The organism is Paenibacillus sp. FSL L8-0663 (assembly GCF_038008125.1).
Lineage (GTDB): Bacteria > Bacillota > Bacilli > Paenibacillales > Paenibacillaceae > Paenibacillus > Paenibacillus polymyxa_D.
In genome coordinates this window covers 4,705,809-4,722,883 of sequence record NZ_JBBOYM010000001.1, presented here as the reverse complement: position 1 = coordinate 4,722,883, position 17,075 = coordinate 4,705,809, and the positions used below count along the sequence as shown (strand labels likewise).

At 47.2% G+C, this 17,075-nt stretch carries 14 protein-coding genes; 12 read left to right on the top strand and 2 right to left on the bottom strand.

The annotated features are described in order from the left end of the window. From MKY75_RS20975 to MKY75_RS20920, 12 genes are all read left to right on the top strand, one after another. On the top strand, positions 1-1,347 hold the full coding sequence (locus MKY75_RS20975; protein WP_340886401.1) for a GH1 family beta-glucosidase: 1,347 nt from the start codon (positions 1-3) through the stop codon (positions 1,345-1,347). A 215-nt stretch (positions 1,348-1,562) separates the two neighbouring features. Further along, positions 1,563-1,811 (top strand): hypothetical protein, encoded by a 249-nt coding sequence (locus tag MKY75_RS20970; RefSeq protein ID WP_061828909.1) that lies wholly within the window; start codon positions 1,563-1,565, stop codon positions 1,809-1,811. A 346-nt stretch (positions 1,812-2,157) separates the two neighbouring features. Then, entirely contained in the window at positions 2,158-3,141 is a 984-nt protein-coding gene (gene cyoA / locus MKY75_RS20965; RefSeq protein WP_061828908.1) for a ubiquinol oxidase subunit II, read from the top strand. 25 nt (positions 3,142-3,166) lie between these two features. Beyond that, positions 3,167-5,143, top strand: a complete 1,977-nt coding sequence (locus tag MKY75_RS20960; protein ID WP_013311982.1) for a cbb3-type cytochrome c oxidase subunit I — start codon at positions 3,167-3,169, stop codon at positions 5,141-5,143. Further along, a complete protein-coding gene (gene cyoC / locus MKY75_RS20955) occupies positions 5,143-5,751 on the top strand; it encodes a cytochrome o ubiquinol oxidase subunit III (protein ID WP_165149452.1) in 609 nt (202 codons plus the stop codon). The genes MKY75_RS20960 and cyoC overlap by 1 nt, the downstream gene beginning before the upstream one ends. Continuing rightward, positions 5,752-6,087, top strand: coding sequence for a cytochrome o ubiquinol oxidase subunit IV (cyoD, locus tag MKY75_RS20950; protein WP_013311980.1), 336 nt, complete (start codon positions 5,752-5,754; stop codon positions 6,085-6,087). It abuts the gene before it with no gap. Positions 6,088-6,291: 204 nt separating this feature from the next. Beyond that, positions 6,292-7,416 (top strand): NADH:flavin oxidoreductase, encoded by a 1,125-nt coding sequence (locus tag MKY75_RS20945; RefSeq protein WP_340886399.1) that lies wholly within the window; start codon positions 6,292-6,294, stop codon positions 7,414-7,416. Between the two features lie 158 nt (positions 7,417-7,574). After that, positions 7,575-7,943: an ArsR/SmtB family transcription factor gene (locus tag MKY75_RS20940; RefSeq protein ID WP_007432172.1), complete on the top strand. Its 369-nt coding sequence runs from the start codon at positions 7,575-7,577 to the stop codon at positions 7,941-7,943. 188 nt (positions 7,944-8,131) lie between these two features. Next, positions 8,132-10,567 carry a heavy metal translocating P-type ATPase gene (locus MKY75_RS20935; RefSeq protein ID WP_340886397.1) on the top strand — a complete coding sequence of 812 codons (2,436 nt, stop codon included), beginning with the start codon at positions 8,132-8,134 and terminating at the stop codon, positions 10,565-10,567. A 305-nt stretch (positions 10,568-10,872) separates the two neighbouring features. After that, positions 10,873-12,324, top strand: a complete 1,452-nt coding sequence (locus MKY75_RS20930) for a PEP-utilizing protein (RefSeq protein ID WP_340886394.1) — start codon at positions 10,873-10,875, stop codon at positions 12,322-12,324. Positions 12,325-12,430: 106 nt separating this feature from the next. After that, positions 12,431-12,679 carry a hypothetical protein gene (locus MKY75_RS20925; RefSeq protein ID WP_340886392.1) on the top strand — a complete coding sequence of 83 codons (249 nt, stop codon included), beginning with the start codon at positions 12,431-12,433 and terminating at the stop codon, positions 12,677-12,679. A 74-nt stretch (positions 12,680-12,753) separates the two neighbouring features. After that, complete coding sequence (locus tag MKY75_RS20920; RefSeq protein WP_340887110.1) at positions 12,754-14,733, top strand: heavy metal translocating P-type ATPase; 1,980 nt, start codon at positions 12,754-12,756, stop codon at positions 14,731-14,733. 97 nt (positions 14,734-14,830) lie between these two features. Here MKY75_RS20920 and MKY75_RS20915 read toward each other — a convergent pair whose 3' ends face one another. Continuing rightward, positions 14,831-16,354 (bottom strand): DHA2 family efflux MFS transporter permease subunit, encoded by a 1,524-nt coding sequence (locus tag MKY75_RS20915; protein WP_340886389.1) that lies wholly within the window; start codon positions 16,352-16,354, stop codon positions 14,831-14,833. Between the two features lie 9 nt (positions 16,355-16,363). Beyond that, on the bottom strand, positions 16,364-16,999 hold the full coding sequence (locus MKY75_RS20910; protein WP_025724158.1) for an HlyD family secretion protein: 636 nt from the start codon (positions 16,997-16,999) through the stop codon (positions 16,364-16,366). Positions 17,000-17,075 lie beyond the last annotated feature (76 nt).

The window sequence follows — 17,075 nt, the reverse complement described above, 5'->3', positions numbered from 1 at the left end:
ATGACCATTTTTCAATTTCCGCAGGACTTTATGTGGGGGACCGCAACGGCAGCCTATCAAATCGAGGGAGCTTATGAGGAGGATGGGAGAGGTTTGTCGATCTGGGATACCTTTGCCCATACGCCTGGTAAAGTGTTCAACGGTGATAACGGTAATGTAGCTTGTGACAGCTATCATCGCTACGAGGAAGATATCCGCCTCATGAAGGAACTGGGCATTCGTACATACCGTTTTTCAGTGTCCTGGCCGCGTATATTTCCCAATGGTGACGGTGAAGTCAATCAAGAAGGATTGGACTATTATCATCGCGTAGTCGATTTGTTGAACGAAAACGGGATTGAACCGTTTTGCACACTGTACCATTGGGATTTGCCTCAAGCGCTTCAGGATGCTGGAGGATGGGAGAATCGTCGTACGATTCAAGCATTTGTCCAGTATGCAGAAACGATGTTCCGCGAGTTCCACGGTAAAATACACCATTGGCTGACATTCAATGAACCATGGTGCATCGCCTTTTTATCCAATATGCTAGGAGTTCATGCCCCGGGTCTGACCAATCTTCAGACAGCCATTAATGTAGGACATCATCTGCTAGTTGCGCATGGTCTTTCTGTGCGCCGCTTCCGCGAGCTGGGCACCAGTGGCCAGATCGGTATCGCTCCCAATGTCTCCTGGGCTGTTCCTTACAGCACATCTGAGGAGGATAAAGCCGCTTGTGCGCGCACCATTTCCCTGCACAGTGACTGGTTTCTTCAACCTATTTATCAAGGCTCGTATCCTCAGTTTTTGGTAGACTGGTTTGCGGAGCAAGGAGCCACCGTGCCTATTCAGGATGAGGATATGGATATTATCGGCGAGCCTATTGATATGATCGGTATTAATTACTATGCTATGTCAGTTAATCGTTTTAATCCTGAAGCCGGGTTTCTTCAATCTGAAGAAATCAATATGGGGCTACCCGTAACGGATATCGGTTGGCCAGTGGAGTCGCGTGGGCTGTACGAGGTACTGCATTATTTGCAAAAATACGGTAACCTCGATATTTATATCACAGAGAATGGAGCTTGTATCAACGATGATGTCGTGAATGGCAAGGTTCAGGATGACCGTCGCATTTCGTATATGCAGCAGCATTTGGTGCAGGTACACCGGGCTATTCATGACGGTCTTCATGTCAAAGGATATATGGCATGGTCACTTATGGACAATTTTGAGTGGGCAGAGGGATATAATATGAGATTTGGTATGATTCATGTCGATTTCCGCACACAGGTCCGCACCCCGAAGGAAAGTTACTATTGGTATCGAAATGTAGTAAGTAATAACTGGTTGGAGACCAGACGTTAAACGAAGATCGATTAAAAATATAGCAAAGACGGATTTGTCTTCACTCCCTTTTGTTTGAACACTGGGTCTTCCGGGGTAATAATAGTCAAGATATGCAGAGGGTTGTTTTAGGTATGTAGAGACCAAAGGGAATAAAGAAGCAAGATATGTGCATACTGACAAAAATACCGGACGAGGACGTTAAAAATTAATTTAGAACGAAGGGAGTGGAGGGTATGGCTGCAAATTTTAGGAAATCAGGATCAACTGACGGGCAAATGAGCCGGACGGTATCTGTTATCGCTTGGATCGCCTGTATTGCAGGTATTATCCTTATTTTGCTTGATATAGGTAATTTAACTGATCGGAATATATATTTAATGACAGGCATTGGCTGCGTTGTTGCCGGGATTTTTATTTTTCTCGTTGGGAAATCATTTGTCATTGCACGCAAGAAGGAAGACCAGGAAAACGGCCGCAGTTAATACAATTTAAAAATGATTTAAAGCGAATATATGCTGAAAACAACAATGTGGGGCTTCGAGCAGTGTAGGATGATAACTGTAAGGAGTCCCGCTTTTTTCTTTAATATAACTTCTTTAAGATACACAAATAACGTTTTTATTATGTCATCTTTGTATTAATAAGAAATTTTGAATTTGCAAGAGAAATTTTATTTTTAGAGATGTTTTTCACAAAAAACGGACAAATAATCGACAATTCTGTTAACAATAAAAAAAGAGGCCACTTTTCTGCTATCTTATATAGGGGCAACATTACAGGAGTTCGTAAAGTTTTGAGTAATTTATTATTTAAGGAGAGGGGAACAACATGAACAAAAAACCAAAAGCGATTATTGCGTTGGTTTTGACCGTGCTCACGGTAGCATTGCTCATTTGGACGTGTTTTTATGCTGGCGGAAAATACGTTGTTTTCGATCCGAAAGGACCCGTTGGGCAAGCACAAAAAGAGCTGATCATTCTTACAACGGCATTGTCTGCGCTAATAATTGTACCGGTCATGATTTTGACTTTCTTCATCATTTGGCGGTATCGTGATACACCGACAAACAAGGTGAAGTATCAACCCCACTGGGATGACAGCAAAAAGCTGGAGACTACATGGTGGGCTATTCCAATTATCGTTATCTGTATTATTGCGGTCATTACTGCAAGATATACCTACTTGCTGGAGCCTTCCAAGCCGTTGGCAAGTACGCAAAAGCCAGTAACCATTCAAGTGACTTCACTGGACTGGAAATGGCTCTTTATGTATCCAGAGGAAGGTATAGCTACAGTTAACCAAGTTCACATTCCTAAAGGTGTTCCAGTCCGTTTTGAACTGACTGCTGACGCCCCGATGAACTCGTTCTGGATTCCGCAATTGGGCGGACAAATCTACACCATGTCAGGCATGGCTATGAAACTGCATTTGCAGGCCGATCACGAAGGAACTTACTTTGGTTCGGGTGCAAACTTTAGCGGTGAGCATTTTGGACAAATGCGTTTTGATGTAGAGGTCCAGTCGGATGAAGAGTATAAAAACTGGGTCGCTGACATCAAGAAGCAGTCTAAGCCGCTAACGAAAGACGGCTATTTGGCGCTTGCAAAACCAGGTTTGTCCCAGCCTGATGAGTATTCTTCGATTCCAGATGGCTTGTTCAAAGACATTGTTAACAAGTATGTAGTGGAGGGTGCTTCTAACCCACATGCTGGACATGGTGAAGCTACATCCACAGAAGGTTCTTCTCAGTCCGGCACAGAAGATCATGCGGCAATGGACATGAGTCATATGAATATGAGCGGACACAATTAAATGATTATAGGGAAGGAGGCCCCCAATGCTTGACAAAATAAAAGAGTTTGCATCCACTTTCTTCGTTACTGGAGACCCAATGATCTATGGAGCGGACGTCTCCATCGCTTTAGCGACGATCGGGATCGTGTTTGTGCTCACTTATTTCAAAAAATGGGGCTGGCTTTGGAAAAACTGGTTGACTACGGTTGACCATAAAAAAGTCGGTATTATGTATATTCTTGCGGCCATCTTGATGTTATTCCGCGGAGGCGTGGATGCATTATTGATGCGTGTTCAACTGGCTACACCGGATGTTACACTTCTGCATCCGGAGCATTACAACCAGATTTTCACAACTCATGGCACGATCATGATCCTGTTTATGGCGATGCCGTTGATGTTTGGTTTGTTTAATATCGCTGTACCTCTTCAAATTGGTGCGCGTGACGTTGCGTTTCCTTTCCTGAACGCATTGAGCTTTTGGCTTTTCTTTATGGGAGCGATGTTGTTCAACCTGTCCTTCGTTATCGGCGGTTCGCCAGATGCAGGTTGGTTGAGTTATCCACCGCTTTCAGAACTGCAATTTAGTCCAGGCGTCGGTCAGAACTTCTATATCTGGGGTATTCAGATTTCGGGTATAGGTTCCTTGGCTACGGGAATCAACTTTATTGTGACCATTATTAAAATGCGTGCACCTGGTATGACTTGGATGAAAATGCCTGTCTTTACGTGGTCTGTATTTTCGTCATGTGTTATTATCATTTTCGCATTCCCGATTCTGACGGTTACTTTGGCATTGCTGTTCCTTGACCGCTTCGGAGGAGGACACTTCTTTACGCTTGATTTTGGCGGTAACCCGATGATGTATATCAACTTGATCTGGATGTGGGGGCACCCTGAGGTATACATTGTAGTTTTGCCTGCCTTCGGTATTTATTCCGAGGTTATCAGCGTATTCTCCAAAAAGAAATTGTTTGGATACAAGTCTATGGTTTACGCCATGTTCATTATTGCGATCTTGTCCTTCTTTACGTGGGCGCATCACTTCTTCACGATGGGATCAGGCGCAGATGTTAATGCATTCTTTGCGATTTCGACGATGGTTATCGCAATACCGACAGGGGTTAAAGTATTTAACTGGCTGTTCACAATGTATCGGGGTAAGATTACATTTAAGACTCCTATGATGTGGTCAATTGCTTTTATTCCGAACTTCTTGATTGCTGGTTTGACGGGCGTCATGTTGTCTGTAGCGCCTGCTGACTTCCAGTTCCATAACAGTTACTTCCTGATCGCTCACTTTCACTCCGCTCTGATTGGTGGTGTAGTGTTCGGTTACTTGGCAGGTCTGTACTATTGGTGGCCTAAAATGTTCGGTTTCACATTGCCTGAAACGCCTGGTAAATGGGCTTTCTGGTTCTGGAACATCGGTTTCTATGTATGTTTTATTCCGCAATATTCCCTCGGTCTGATGGGTATGACGCGTCGTCTGAGCACTTACGGCTGGGATACCGGCTGGCAGCCGCTTAACCTCGTTTCAACCGTTGGGGCATTCCTGATGGGAATTGGTTTCTTGTTCCAGGTTCTTCAAATTCTTCTGGGTATCAAGAATTATCGCAAGCTGAAGGATACAACAGGCGACCCTTGGGGTGGTCATACGTTGGAATGGTCGATTCCTTCACCTGCACCAGAATACAATTTTGCTACCATTCCACAAGTAGAAGAACGTGATGACTGGTGGGCAGAAAAAGATAAACGTGCAAAAGGTATTTTCAGAAAGCAACCGCCAATTGAAGCGATTCATATGCCGAAAAACTCGGCGATTCCATTCATTATGTCGGTATTCTTTTTCATTGCAGGTTTCGGGTTCGTATTCGGATGGTCGTTCTTCTATATTCCAGGGCTGATCGGTGTGGCAATTTGTATGATTTGCCGTTCGTTCTTCTCCTATGATGGCGACTACTATATCCCTGCGGATGAAGTAAAACGCACGGAAGCGGCAATAAGGGGGTCTGTATAATGGCACAAGCTACAGCACATCACAGCCATGATCATGACCACGGGCATCACGATCCGCAAGAATTGAAGATGCTTGGTTTTTGGATCTTCCTCGTTACGGACGTAATCCTGTTCAGTACCTTGTTCGCAACCTTCGTCGTCCTTCGGAACAACACAGCCGGAGGACCGGGTGGCGCAGAGCTGTTTAACATGACGGGCGTTATTATTGAAACGTTCCTCTTGCTCACGAGCAGCTTCACAAGTGGTCTGGCTGTGTTGGCCATGAACAAAGGAAGCATGAAGGGATTAATTAACTGGTTAATCGTGACGGCGATCCTGGGTCTTGGTTTTATCGGTTTTGAGGTTTACGAGTTTGTTGAGTTGGTACACGAAGGAGCCAATTTTGGAACCAGTGCGTTCTTGTCGGCATTCTTCACTTTAGTTGGAACGCACGGACTTCACGTTTCGTTAGGTCTAGTTTGGATGATTGGACTCATGTTCCAGTTGAAAAAACGGGGGCTTACACCAGAGACGAAGGGGAAAGTTTCGGCATTGAGCTTGTACTGGCACTTTTTGGACGCTGTCTGGATCTTCTTGCTGACAGTCGTCTATTTGATGGGGGTGATGTAGATGGCACAGCATCAAACAGGAGCGGGTTCGCATGGTCATGATGATTCTCACGGTTCAGTGAAATCCTATGTTATTGGGTTTATTCTGTCCATCGTACTGACCATCATTCCTCTCGGTGTGGTTATGAATCATATGTTGAGCCGCACTTCGACCATGGTTGTTATTTTAGCCGCGGCAGTGCTACAATTTCTGGTTCAGCTTTTCTTCTTCATGCACATTCGTGAAAGCAATGGACCACGTTGGAATGTCATGACTTTGATTTTCGGTGTAGTTATCCTGTTGACCGTCGTTGGTGGTTCTGTATGGATTATGGAATACAACATGGTAGCACACTAATAAGTCAGGATTTTTGCAAAATCACTCAAGTACAAACGAATTAGGAAAGAGGAAGCGGACGTAGAGCCGCTTCTTCTTTTTTTTGTGTAGCTTATTAAAATTAAAACTGTGGCTTCTTGAACTCAAGTTTACATATGTGTAAAATGGAATTGTATAACAGTAGAGTGAAAACGATAATACTAGTGGAGAGCGGAGGAAAAAGTAATGAACACAGAAATACTGTTTAAACCTTTTAAGGCAGGTAATTTAACTCTTCCCAATCGAATTGTTATGGCGCCCATGACACGAAATTTTTCTCCTCAAGGTATTCCAGGGCCTGACGTGGCGGTGTATTATCGTCGGCGTGCAGAAAATGCGGTTGGTTTAATTGTTACGGAGGGAACTGCTATTAATCATCCCGCAGCTGTAGAGCACACCAGCATTCCTAATTTTTATGGTGAGGGATTAAAGGGGTGGGCCAAGGTAGTCGAGGAGGTTCATGCGGTAGGTGGCAAGATTATACCGCAGCTCTGGCATGTGGGTACAGCTCGCCAAATAGGTGCGGATAACCAACCGAATCCCGAGGCATTGCCTGTCGGTCCGTCCGGTATTTCTCCTGCCGGTGAAAAGGTAGTTGAGCCGTTGACCGAGACCGAGATTGCTGATATTATCGCAGCCTATGCTCAAGCCGCTGCTGATGCCCAGCGAGTGGGTTTTGACGGTATTGAGCTTCATGGAGCACACGGCTATTTAATTGATCAGTTTTTCTGGGACAAAACGAATAAGCGTACCGATCAATATGGAGGCAATTTGGTCCAGCGTACTCGATTTGCGGTGGAGGTCATTGAGGCTTGTCGTCGTGCAGTGGGGCCGGATTTCCCAATTATACTGCGATTCTCCCAGTGGAAGATGTACCACTATGAAGAAAAGCTGGCACAGACACCCCAGGAACTTGAACAGTTTCTCGCTCCATTAGTGAAGGCAGGAGTGGATGTGTTCCATTGCTCAAGCCGCCGTTTTTGGGAACCGGAGTTTGAAGGGTCCGATCTAAACTTGGCAGCTTGGACCAAAAAGCTAACAGGCAAGCCAGTTATTACTGTAGGCTCCATTGGCTTGGAGAAGGCGTTTTTGAGTGATTTGGAAAAAAATAATAATCGTCAAACCGATCAATCCAGTAGTGTAGAGGCAAGATTAGAACAACTCGTGGGGCAGGTAGAACGAGAGGAAGCTGATCTAGTTGCGGTTGGGCGTGCTTTGCTGGTTGATCCAGCGTTTGCGGTGAAGTTACGTGATCAACAAATAGAAGAAATTATTCCTTACAGTGATGAAGTATTAAAAACGTTGAATTAAGCTTTATTAAGCTCTATGTAGTGTAAAGCTATAGCGTTAGGCAAGCATTGAGACTTGGAAGTTTTCTGTTACAGGGCAAGCTGTAATATAAGCTATTCGTAAACTCTACGAATTTGCTATAATAGGAGCATCAAGTCGAAATACACGGGGTGAAAAGGATGAATTCTGAAACGGAAGCTTTGGATTGCGAGCCGGCTTGTCACGGTTCAGATCAGGAAATCGAGCGCATAAAATCTTCCCTAGTTGAGGATTCCATCGCATACAAAATGTCGGAGCTGTTTAAAGCACTGGGTGACCCGACACGAATTAAGCTGATTTATGCCCTGGCACAAAAAGAACTGTGTGTCCATGATCTGACCCAAGTGTTGAACATGGGCCAATCTGCGGTATCCCACCAGCTTCGTTATTTGCGCAATCTGCGTATTGTCAAACGACGCAAGGAAGGCAAAACGGTGTTTTATTCACTGGATGATAATCATGTGGAGCAGATCTTTTTGCAAACCCATCAGCACATATCACATCAATAATTTTTTGGGATAAAGCAACCGAGGGCGCCAAGCGATTGGCGCTCTTTTGGCGTTTGTCCGTTGAGGTCGATTTTTTTGTTAAAAAGGGCTAGATGTCATTGACTTTTGACCCTGATCCTGAATATAATGGCCTTAACAAATAATATATGAACAGTTGCTCATATATAGTTAATTGGAGGCCAATGACTATGGATGCTCTAAAAAGAACGGAACGGCATGAATGGATTTTGGAAGGTTTGGATTGCGCCAACTGTGCTCTCAAGATTGAAAATGGAGTCAGTAAAATAGAAGGGGTCATGGATTGCTCGGTCAATTTTGTTACGAAAACGTTGACGATGACCACAAGTTCGGATCAAAAAGAAGAGATATTTCGCCAAACGGAACGAAAGGTTCACAGACTCGAGCCACATGTTCGGATGGTGGTAAAAAGTGCCCGTGGACGCCTGCGTGAAGACAGCCCAAGCGACGCTGGTACAGTACAGACTGGTAGCACAGATGATTGTGCATGCGGTCATGAGCATGATGGTGAAGGACATACACACGACGGCGGGCAAGATGCAGCTTACAGCCGTGTCGGTCACCGTCATGAAGCACATGGCGAGCAAGCCCATACGCACGATGGACACGACCACGGCGATCATGCACACGAGCATCACAACCACCATGCAGAGCACAAACATGGTGAATCCACCCATGCTCATTCACATTCGCATGGAGATGATAGCCACGCTGGGCATACGCATGATCACGGTACGGACGGTATGCGCCGCATGATTGCGCGTTTGGCTATTGGTGCGGTCGTTGCGGCTGTTGCCTGGTGGTTACCTGTCGAAGGTGTAGGCAAGCTGGCCCTATTTTTACTGGCATATATCATCGTTGGCGGTGATGTTGTCTTGCAGGCTGCACGCAGTTTGGTGCGTGGAATGGCCTTTGACGAGTACTTCCTGATGACCCTGGCTACTGTTGGTGCATTTGCGATTGGTGAATACCCCGAAGGCGTAGCTGTCATGTTCTTTTATCAAATCGGAGAGCTGTTTCAAGGCATTGCAGTTAACCGTTCACGTAAGTCCATCAGTGATCTGATGGATATTAGACCGGACTATGCCAACCTGAAGACGGCTGAGTCTGTGCGGAGGGTGTCCCCAGAAGACGTTCGCATTGGGGATTTGATTGTGATTAAGCCAGGCGAGAAGATCCCGCTGGACGGTAAAGTTGTAGATGGTAAATCGCATGTGGATACTTCTGCGTTGACTGGTGAATCGGTGCCTCGTACTGTGGAGCCGGGAAGTAGCGTGTTGAGTGGATTTATCAATACGAACGGGCTTCTAACGGTAGAGGTTAGCAAAGAGTTTAGTGAATCCGCGGTCTCTAAAATTTTGGAATTAGTGCAAAATGCGAGTGCCAAAAAAGCGCCGACTGAAAAGTTTATCACGAAATTTTCCAGATACTATACTCCCGTAGTGGTTATTGTAGCGCTGTTGTTGGCGGTTGTTCCACCGCTTGTTGTGCCAGGTGCACAATTTGCAGATTGGGTGTACCGTGCGCTTGTTTTCCTCGTTATTTCTTGTCCATGTGCGCTGGTAGTATCTATTCCACTGGGCTTCTTTGGGGGAATCGGGGCAGCCTCCCGTTCAGGTATTCTGATCAAGGGCGGGAATTATCTTGAAGCTCTGAATCATGTAAAATACGCTGTTTTTGATAAAACAGGCACACTCACCAAAGGTGTTTTCCGTGTAACAGGGATTTATCCTGCCGGGGATTTTACAAACGAAACCCTGCTCGAAACCGCCGCTTTGGCGGAGCTGCATTCGACACATCCTATTGCTGCATCTTTGCGTGAATCCTACGGTAAAGAACTCAGAGCAGAACGGGTTCAGCAGTATAGTGAAATATCCGGTCACGGGATTCAGGCACAAATAGATGGTCGTCTGGTATCGGCCGGGAACGCCAAGCTGATGGAGCGGGAACATGTTGTTTTTAACGTGGCGCAGCAAGCAGGGACGCTGGATGAAGGAACGGTCGTACATGTGGCGGTAGACGGAACGTATGCCGGGTGCATTCTGATTTCAGATGAGGTTAAGGAAGACGCAGCCCAAACGGTTACTTCACTGAAAAAGTTGGGTGTGGTGAAAACCATCATGCTGACGGGTGACAATCGGACAGTTGCCGAGGCTGTAGGACGACAGCTGGGTTTGGATGAAGTAAGGGCAGAGCTGTTACCTCAGCACAAAGCCGAAGCCATCGAGCAGTTGTCTGCAAGTAAAAAAACGAGCGACAAAATTTTGTTCGTGGGCGATGGAATCAATGATACACCCGTACTGGCGCTGGCCGATGTCGGTGTAGCGATGGGTGGCTTGGGTTCGGACGCTGCGATTGAGGCGGCAGATATCGTAATCATGAACGACGAGCCTTCAAGGCTGGTTACGGCCATCCATATCGCCAAGCGCACACGTCGTATCGTATGGCAAAACATCATTTTTGCACTAGGTGTCAAAGCTGTGTTTCTTACGCTGGGAGCATTCGGTATTGCTACGATGTGGGAGGCTGTATTTTCCGATGTAGGTGTAACATTGCTAGCCGTATTGAATGTGATGCGTGTATTGAAGGTTCGTTCTTACGAGTAAAAAATAAACACCCCCGGGTTAACATCGGATGTAGGCATCCTGTGAAAACCGGGGGTGTTTATTTTATAGGTTCCTTTTTCGAGAGGTCACGTGTCAGCAGTATACTGAGGTTTTTTATGATGTATGGTAGTTGTGCTGAGATGTATAAATGCGAGGCGTGCCTAATACGTTAAGGTAGGGGCTTTACAAGTAAGGCCCATGTAAGATTCGGTTGCTCCATTATGAGTAAGCGTTTTCTTTATTTGGAGGGGTACTCGAATTCGTGTGTGCCAACTTGCTGACGGAAGAAAGGATGGATTAATAGCATGGAGGCTAAACTGATGCATGTATTCGCAGAACTGTTGGGTGGCAAAAATAGCCGGGATCTCAAAGTTCCAGGGCCCGTTATGGAGGCTGCTGCACAGAGGTTGGCTATGGAGACGCTAAGGGCAGGCAGCCATGAAGTATCTGCTACGCAGGAGGAAGATCCGTTGAGCTGGCTGGTTGATTTAGCTGAGCAGGGCGTAATCAGTCGAGCGGAGGCTTTGATGGCTGCGAATCCGGAATTACTTGGGGAAACGATGCTGAATAACGGCAACGGTAGGGGGCATGCAATGGACACACTCCTAGAATGGAGCGATGAATACAGACGCACCTCCATACGGATTTATGCCGATGCTCCTGCAGGTATGAGTCGTATAAGTACAGAGACAGCATCAGGAATACGTGGTCTTGACGGTTATAGTCTTCTGCATGGTCCCTTGTCACAGGCATCTGGACGCGTGGGGGAACTATGCTATGCCTATCTGGACGTAGCAGAGTCTGGACAGACGATTCATGCTTCTGACGGGGAGCCTGATCCCATCCTTATTCCCGGATCACGTGCATCTGACACGTACAAAACCTTTAACCAGGCATCTGGCTTGCCTGGATTGTGTGAGCATTTGTCCCGCCGAATTATCAGTTTGCTGGAAACAGAATATGAAAGCTTATTCGAGTCTTTGAACGGATCACCAATCGCTATAGCTCTAATTGAGCAGAACAATGCAGTGGGTATTGGAAGCTTGCAAGATATGCAGCTGGAGGCATTACTGCGTGCGGCGTTGCGGAGCGTGCGGCAGGGGGGAGAACCCAAGCTGGAGATTATAGTGCGCAATCCGGCGGACGTGGACGAATTCCGGGCAACGCGAGACTGGATTGACGGCGTTGCAGAGCAGACTTTATGCGGGCGCCTTCGGTGCATTCCATATCGGGTAGGCGTGCTTTTGACAGTTGACCCGTCTTTGGTGCCTAACGTAAGCCAAACAGGGAACAGGCAAGCCGCACGGTCGGGGGAGTCAGCCAATTCCAATAACATGTCCGAAGTGAGCGCACGACAGATCAAGCAGGTGGCTCAAGCTGCCGATCTGGCACGTTTTGCCGATACGGTCATTTTAGAAGTCATACCAACTCCATTTGATGGCATTAGGGCTGAGGATCAGTTGATTCCATCCGGTGTCGATGGTCATGAGGATACTAGTGATACGATAAAATGCATAATGGAAGCTGTTCGGCGTGTAAAGCCTGAGCTTCCTTTATGGGTAGCAATAGATGAAGTTGACCATTCTCTGGATGGGATTTCGATCTGGGAGAATAAGCTGACGGGGGTCATTTGCCCGGACACAGCAGTTCCCGCCGCACGCCTTGCAGCTGCGCGTTTGGGACTGCAACAGCCCGCAGATCGTCAGCACACTTCTGGGGCTGCACACAACCATGCGTGGAAGTTTCCTTTAGCCTGAAGATAACCTGAATTCATGTAATAGAGGATTTTGCAAAAATCCAATAAGCGATTTTCAAAGAACAAAATATAGATCGAAATGGCCTAGTTCGTCTATATATTACACTTTGGAGCGACTGGAATCGATTTTTGCAAATCCTGAATCGGATGCTCTAAATATGGAGGATACCTGCGGTGTTTGCGCGGGTATCTTTTTTTATTTAGGCCATTACTGGTTTACAAGTGGAAAAGAAAAGGTATATAATATAACAAAAGTTTCTCTAAACCAAAATAATTGTATAAATGCAAAAATGATTATCATTCTCATTGCTAAACATGCTGCTTCGGGCTTCCCGAAGCAGCATGTGCTATTTTAGGGCACTTAACAATGGATATCATTCTCAATGAGATGCTAGTACAAAGAACAAAATACGGAAAGGAACGTGACATGATGCAAGCTGTTCAACGATTACAAGATACATTGTCTTCCTCTAACCGAACCTTTTCAAAAAACGGCAGCGGACGCCCCGGTCCGAATCGCAAGCCGCAATTTCAGCTTAAAAGCATGCTGAAAAACAAGGAGATGCAAGCTGCTCTAGGTAGTGGATTGCTGATGCTGATGGCATGGGGGGTCTCACATTGGTGGCAATGGCTATCGGTCATTCTTTATGTAGTATCCTATGCCCTTGGGGGTTGGTCCAAAGCCAGAGAAGGGGTTGAAACACTAATCCGAGAACATGATTTGGATGTTAATCTGCTCATGATCGCTGCCTCCCTAGGAGCTGCGGCCATTGGCTATTGGAATGAAGGAGCCATGCTGATCTTTATTTTTGCACTCAGCGGTGCGCTGGAGAGCTATACCACCGAGCGTAGTAGTAAGGATATCTCTGAGCTTATGGCGTTGAAGCCGGAAACGGCTTTGCGCTTGTCTCGCGAAGGGACGGAAACGGTCGGCATTGAGCAGCTATTGCCAGGCGACCTGCTGCTGGTGAAACCGGGCGAACTGATTCCGGCGGACGGCCGAATCTCCAAGGGCGTTTCGGCTGTGAATCAGGCATCGATTACCGGGGAATCTGTTCCGGTAAATAAGGTGGCAGGTGACGAAGTATATGCGGGTACCATTAATGGAGAAGGCGTGCTATATGTAGAGGTTAGCCAGTCCTCCGAGGACACTTTATTTTCAAAAATCATTCGTATGGTGGAAGAGGCTCAGACCGAAGTTCCTGATTCCCAGCGGTTTATTAAAACGTTCGAATCGGTGTACGCCCGAATTGTTGTTGCTGTCACGCTGATCGTCATTGTCGGTGCACCCATAGCATTAGGCTGGACTTGGGCAGCAGCGTTCTACAAGGCTATGGTGTTTCTCGTCGTGGCCTCACCCTGTGCACTCGTGTCATCCATTATGCCAGTGATGCTATCAGCCATTTCCAACCGTGCCCGACGGGGGATTTTGTTCAAAGGTGGCGCACATGTGGAGAATATGGCATTGACTTCTGTTGTTGCTTTTGACAAAACAGGCACGTTAACGATGGGGTCACCTGTCGTCACAGATTGGATTACCGCCGCAGAATATGATGCCGATGAGCTATTGCACATTGTCGCCACAATTGAAAGTTATTCTTTGCATCCGCTGGCGCGAGCGATTGTAGCCAAAGCCGAAACTGAATTGGGACAGAGAGAGCTTCTCCCAACTGAGCAAGTGCAGGCACTCACTGGATGGGGGATGGAAGGCATAATTGGCGGGGTGAAGTGGAAAATCGGTCGCACAGATGTGCTGGATGTACCTGGTTCTTTGGTAGAGCCAGAGTGGGTGGAATGTCGGGCCCAGCTGGAAGCTGAGGGCAAAACCGTATCCATCATCCTCGCGGATGATCGGATTGCCGGAATGCTGGCACTACGCGATGAGCTGCGTCCGCAGGCTCAAGAGTCCGTGAAACGCCTGCAAGCGCAGGGTATCCGGGTCGTCATGCTGACCGGAGACCGCCCAGAAACGGCCGCTGTGATCGCGGAGCAGGCAGGAGTCGACGCCGTATATGCTGGCTTAATGCCGGAGGACAAAGTCAGCCATATTCGCATGCTGCGGGAGCAGTACGGGCATGTCGTCATGGTCGGCGACGGTGTAAACGACGCTCCTGCGTTGACAGCGGCAACCGTAGGACTAGGCATGGGGATGCATGGCAGCGGAGCAGCGCTAGAGGTCGCTGACGTGGTGCTGATGAACGATGGAATCGAGGAGATTGCTCCGACGATAGCACTGGCGCGCAAGGCACAGCGGGTAGTCAAACAAAATATGGTCTTCGCAGTAAGTGTCATTTTGCTGCTTGTAATCAGCAACTTTGTGCAAGATATCGCCCTGCCATTTGGGGTTATTGGGCATGAAGGTAGCACATTACTGGTCATTTTGAATGGCCTGCGCTTATTGCGGTCATAGGCATAATTATAAGATGACAAACAGGAAGGAGCATTCAACCCTCTTAAAATCCAAGGGGGTGAATGCTCCTTCTTTGCAGACTCGCAATGCTGTACACCTATCTTCGGCGTGGCGTAGACCGTCGTAAGAACAAGGAAAACAATAGCCCCGCTAGTGCAATCCCTGTAGCAATGATAAAGGCATCATTAATGCCATGGATCGTCGATTCGGTAACGGCACTTCGGTACACCTGTTGTAGTGCCAACGATGAACCAGCTTCTGTTGAAATGCCCGCCGTTTGCGCGAGAGTTTGTCCCAACTGTGCTACCCCTTCGGTTAAAGGAACATTGGCGGTGGTAGCGACATTCGCATAATCCGCTACATGAATCGTGGTCCGGCTGCTCATAACAGTAATGAGCCAAGCGGTACCGATAGACCCAGCAATTTGCCGCACTGTATTGGACATGGCTGTACCATGGCTGCCGAGATGGGCAGGTAGCTGGTTTAACCCTTCCGTCTGGACCGACATCATCAGCAATGACATTCCAAAGCTGCGAATCGTATAGATGATCATAATATGTCCGTAGGTGGTGGCATCGGTCAGCAGACTGAATTCCCAGGTCGTGACTGCCGTAATGATCAGCCCAATGATCGCCAACGGCCTTGCGCCTATACGGTCAAATACTGCCCCTGATATGGGTGACATCACACCCATCAGCAGTGCACCCGGCAACAGCAGCAGACCGGATTGCAACGGTGTAAAGCCGCGTATATTTTGCAAATAGATTGGCAGCAGCAGCATACCGCCAAACATCGTCATGTTGACGGTAGCCCCGACTAAGGTTGATACAGTAAAAATATCATATTTAAACACACGGAACTCCAGCATCGGCTGTAGCATGTTCAGCTCGCGCACGATAAACAATACAATAAACACAATCCCGGCAGCGAGTGTGAGTATTACTGTATTGCTACCCCAGCCTTTGTCCCCAGCTGAACTAAAGCCATACAGCAGGAAGCCAAACCCAAGGGTGGAAAAGATGGTTCCCAGCAGGTCAAAGTTCGGTTTCGTTAGCTTGGATACATTTTTGAGCCAGCGTATGGCAAACAGAATATCAATGACCGCCAGCGGAATAACAAGTAAAAATAGCAGCCGCCAGCTGTAATGCTCCACAATATAGCCGGATAAAGTTGGTCCAATCGCCGGGGCAAACATCATGGCGATTCCCATAGTACCCATGGCAGCGCCCCGTTTTTCTGGAGGAAACACAGTCAGGAACACGTTCATCACCACAGGCATGATGATGCCTGCTCCGCTGGCCTGGATAACACGTCCAACCAGCATAGGCGCAAAGCCGGTACTGGCAGCACAGACGACAGACCCGGCAGTAAATAACCCCATCGCGGAGATGAACAGCGCACGTGTTCCGAAGGACTCAATCAGAAAAGCAGTGATAGGAATCAAAATCCCGTTGGTTAGCATATATCCGGTGGAAAGCCATTGAACGGTTGTGGCAGACACATTGAAATCATTCATTAAGTGTGGAATGGCCACGTTAAGCAGCGTTTGATTCAAAATCGAAATGAAGGCGCCTAGCAGCAGCACGGACAGAATACGTCCGACGGACATTTTTTGATCCATGACAGCCCCCTACTTGTGAACTCTGATGGTCGCACTCATTCCCGGGATAATGCCCAGCCCCTTGTAACCTTGAATGGAAATATTGACAGGCACGACCTGCGTCACCTTGGTATAGTTGGCAGTGGTATTGGAAGTGGGCAGTAGTGAAAAGGTCGATGCGGTCGCCAGGCCGATCTTTTCGAGTTTACCGCTCAGGGACGTATCCGGGTAAGCATCAATATATACATCTACGGTTTGTCCTACTTGTAGATCCTGTACTGCTGTTTCGTCTATATTGGCGGTAATCCATAAATTGTTTAGATCAAAAGCCTTCGCTAAAGGCGTGCCTGCCCCAACAATCGAGTTGTTGACCGCAGATTGCTGCACGATGGTACCATCGGTTGGAATCGTAACGCTAATTCGGCTTCCGCCTCCTTCTACATTACCCAGTGTGCTTCCAGCGGTGTAGGTTTTACCAACTTCAGCATTCCAGCCTGTGAGCTTGCCAGCGCCTGGAGAGGCAACGGTAACCGCTTGTCCACTCACTTGGGCGTTATCGGTTTTTATGTAGTTGGCGGATTGATTGTAGTAATAGGCGGCGGCTCCACCTCCTGCCAGAATAATGATAATAACTAGCAAGTTGACTAATATGGCGCGTGAATTCATGTGTTAACATGCCTCCCTAGTTCTTGGATTTTCAAAGTATGCGTCAAACGATTCATAATATTCAGATGGATTTTGG

What these genes read in the sequence shown, in the direction of transcription:
- MKY75_RS20975 (WP_340886401.1), top strand. Translation starts at nt 1, where the DNA reads ATGACCATTTTTCAATTTCCGCAGGACTTTATGTGGGGGACCGCAACG.
- MKY75_RS20970 (WP_061828909.1), top strand. Translation starts at nt 1,563, where the DNA reads ATGGCTGCAAATTTTAGGAAATCAGGATCAACTGACGGGCAAATGAGC.
- cyoA (WP_061828908.1), top strand. Translation starts at nt 2,158, where the DNA reads ATGAACAAAAAACCAAAAGCGATTATTGCGTTGGTTTTGACCGTGCTC.
- MKY75_RS20960 (WP_013311982.1), top strand. Translation starts at nt 3,167, where the DNA reads ATGCTTGACAAAATAAAAGAGTTTGCATCCACTTTCTTCGTTACTGGA.
- cyoC (WP_165149452.1), top strand. Translation starts at nt 5,143, where the DNA reads ATGGCACAAGCTACAGCACATCACAGCCATGATCATGACCACGGGCAT.
- cyoD (WP_013311980.1), top strand. Translation starts at nt 5,752, where the DNA reads ATGGCACAGCATCAAACAGGAGCGGGTTCGCATGGTCATGATGATTCT.
- MKY75_RS20945 (WP_340886399.1), top strand. Translation starts at nt 6,292, where the DNA reads ATGAACACAGAAATACTGTTTAAACCTTTTAAGGCAGGTAATTTAACT.
- MKY75_RS20940 (WP_007432172.1), top strand. Translation starts at nt 7,575, where the DNA reads ATGAATTCTGAAACGGAAGCTTTGGATTGCGAGCCGGCTTGTCACGGT.
- MKY75_RS20935 (WP_340886397.1), top strand. Translation starts at nt 8,132, where the DNA reads ATGGATGCTCTAAAAAGAACGGAACGGCATGAATGGATTTTGGAAGGT.
- MKY75_RS20930 (WP_340886394.1), top strand. Translation starts at nt 10,873, where the DNA reads ATGGAGGCTAAACTGATGCATGTATTCGCAGAACTGTTGGGTGGCAAA.
- MKY75_RS20920 (WP_340887110.1), top strand. Translation starts at nt 12,754, where the DNA reads ATGCAAGCTGTTCAACGATTACAAGATACATTGTCTTCCTCTAACCGA.
- MKY75_RS20915 (WP_340886389.1), bottom strand. Translation starts at nt 16,354, where the DNA reads ATGGATCAAAAAATGTCCGTCGGACGTATTCTGTCCGTGCTGCTGCTA.
- MKY75_RS20910 (WP_025724158.1), bottom strand. Translation starts at nt 16,999, where the DNA reads ATGAATTCACGCGCCATATTAGTCAACTTGCTAGTTATTATCATTATT.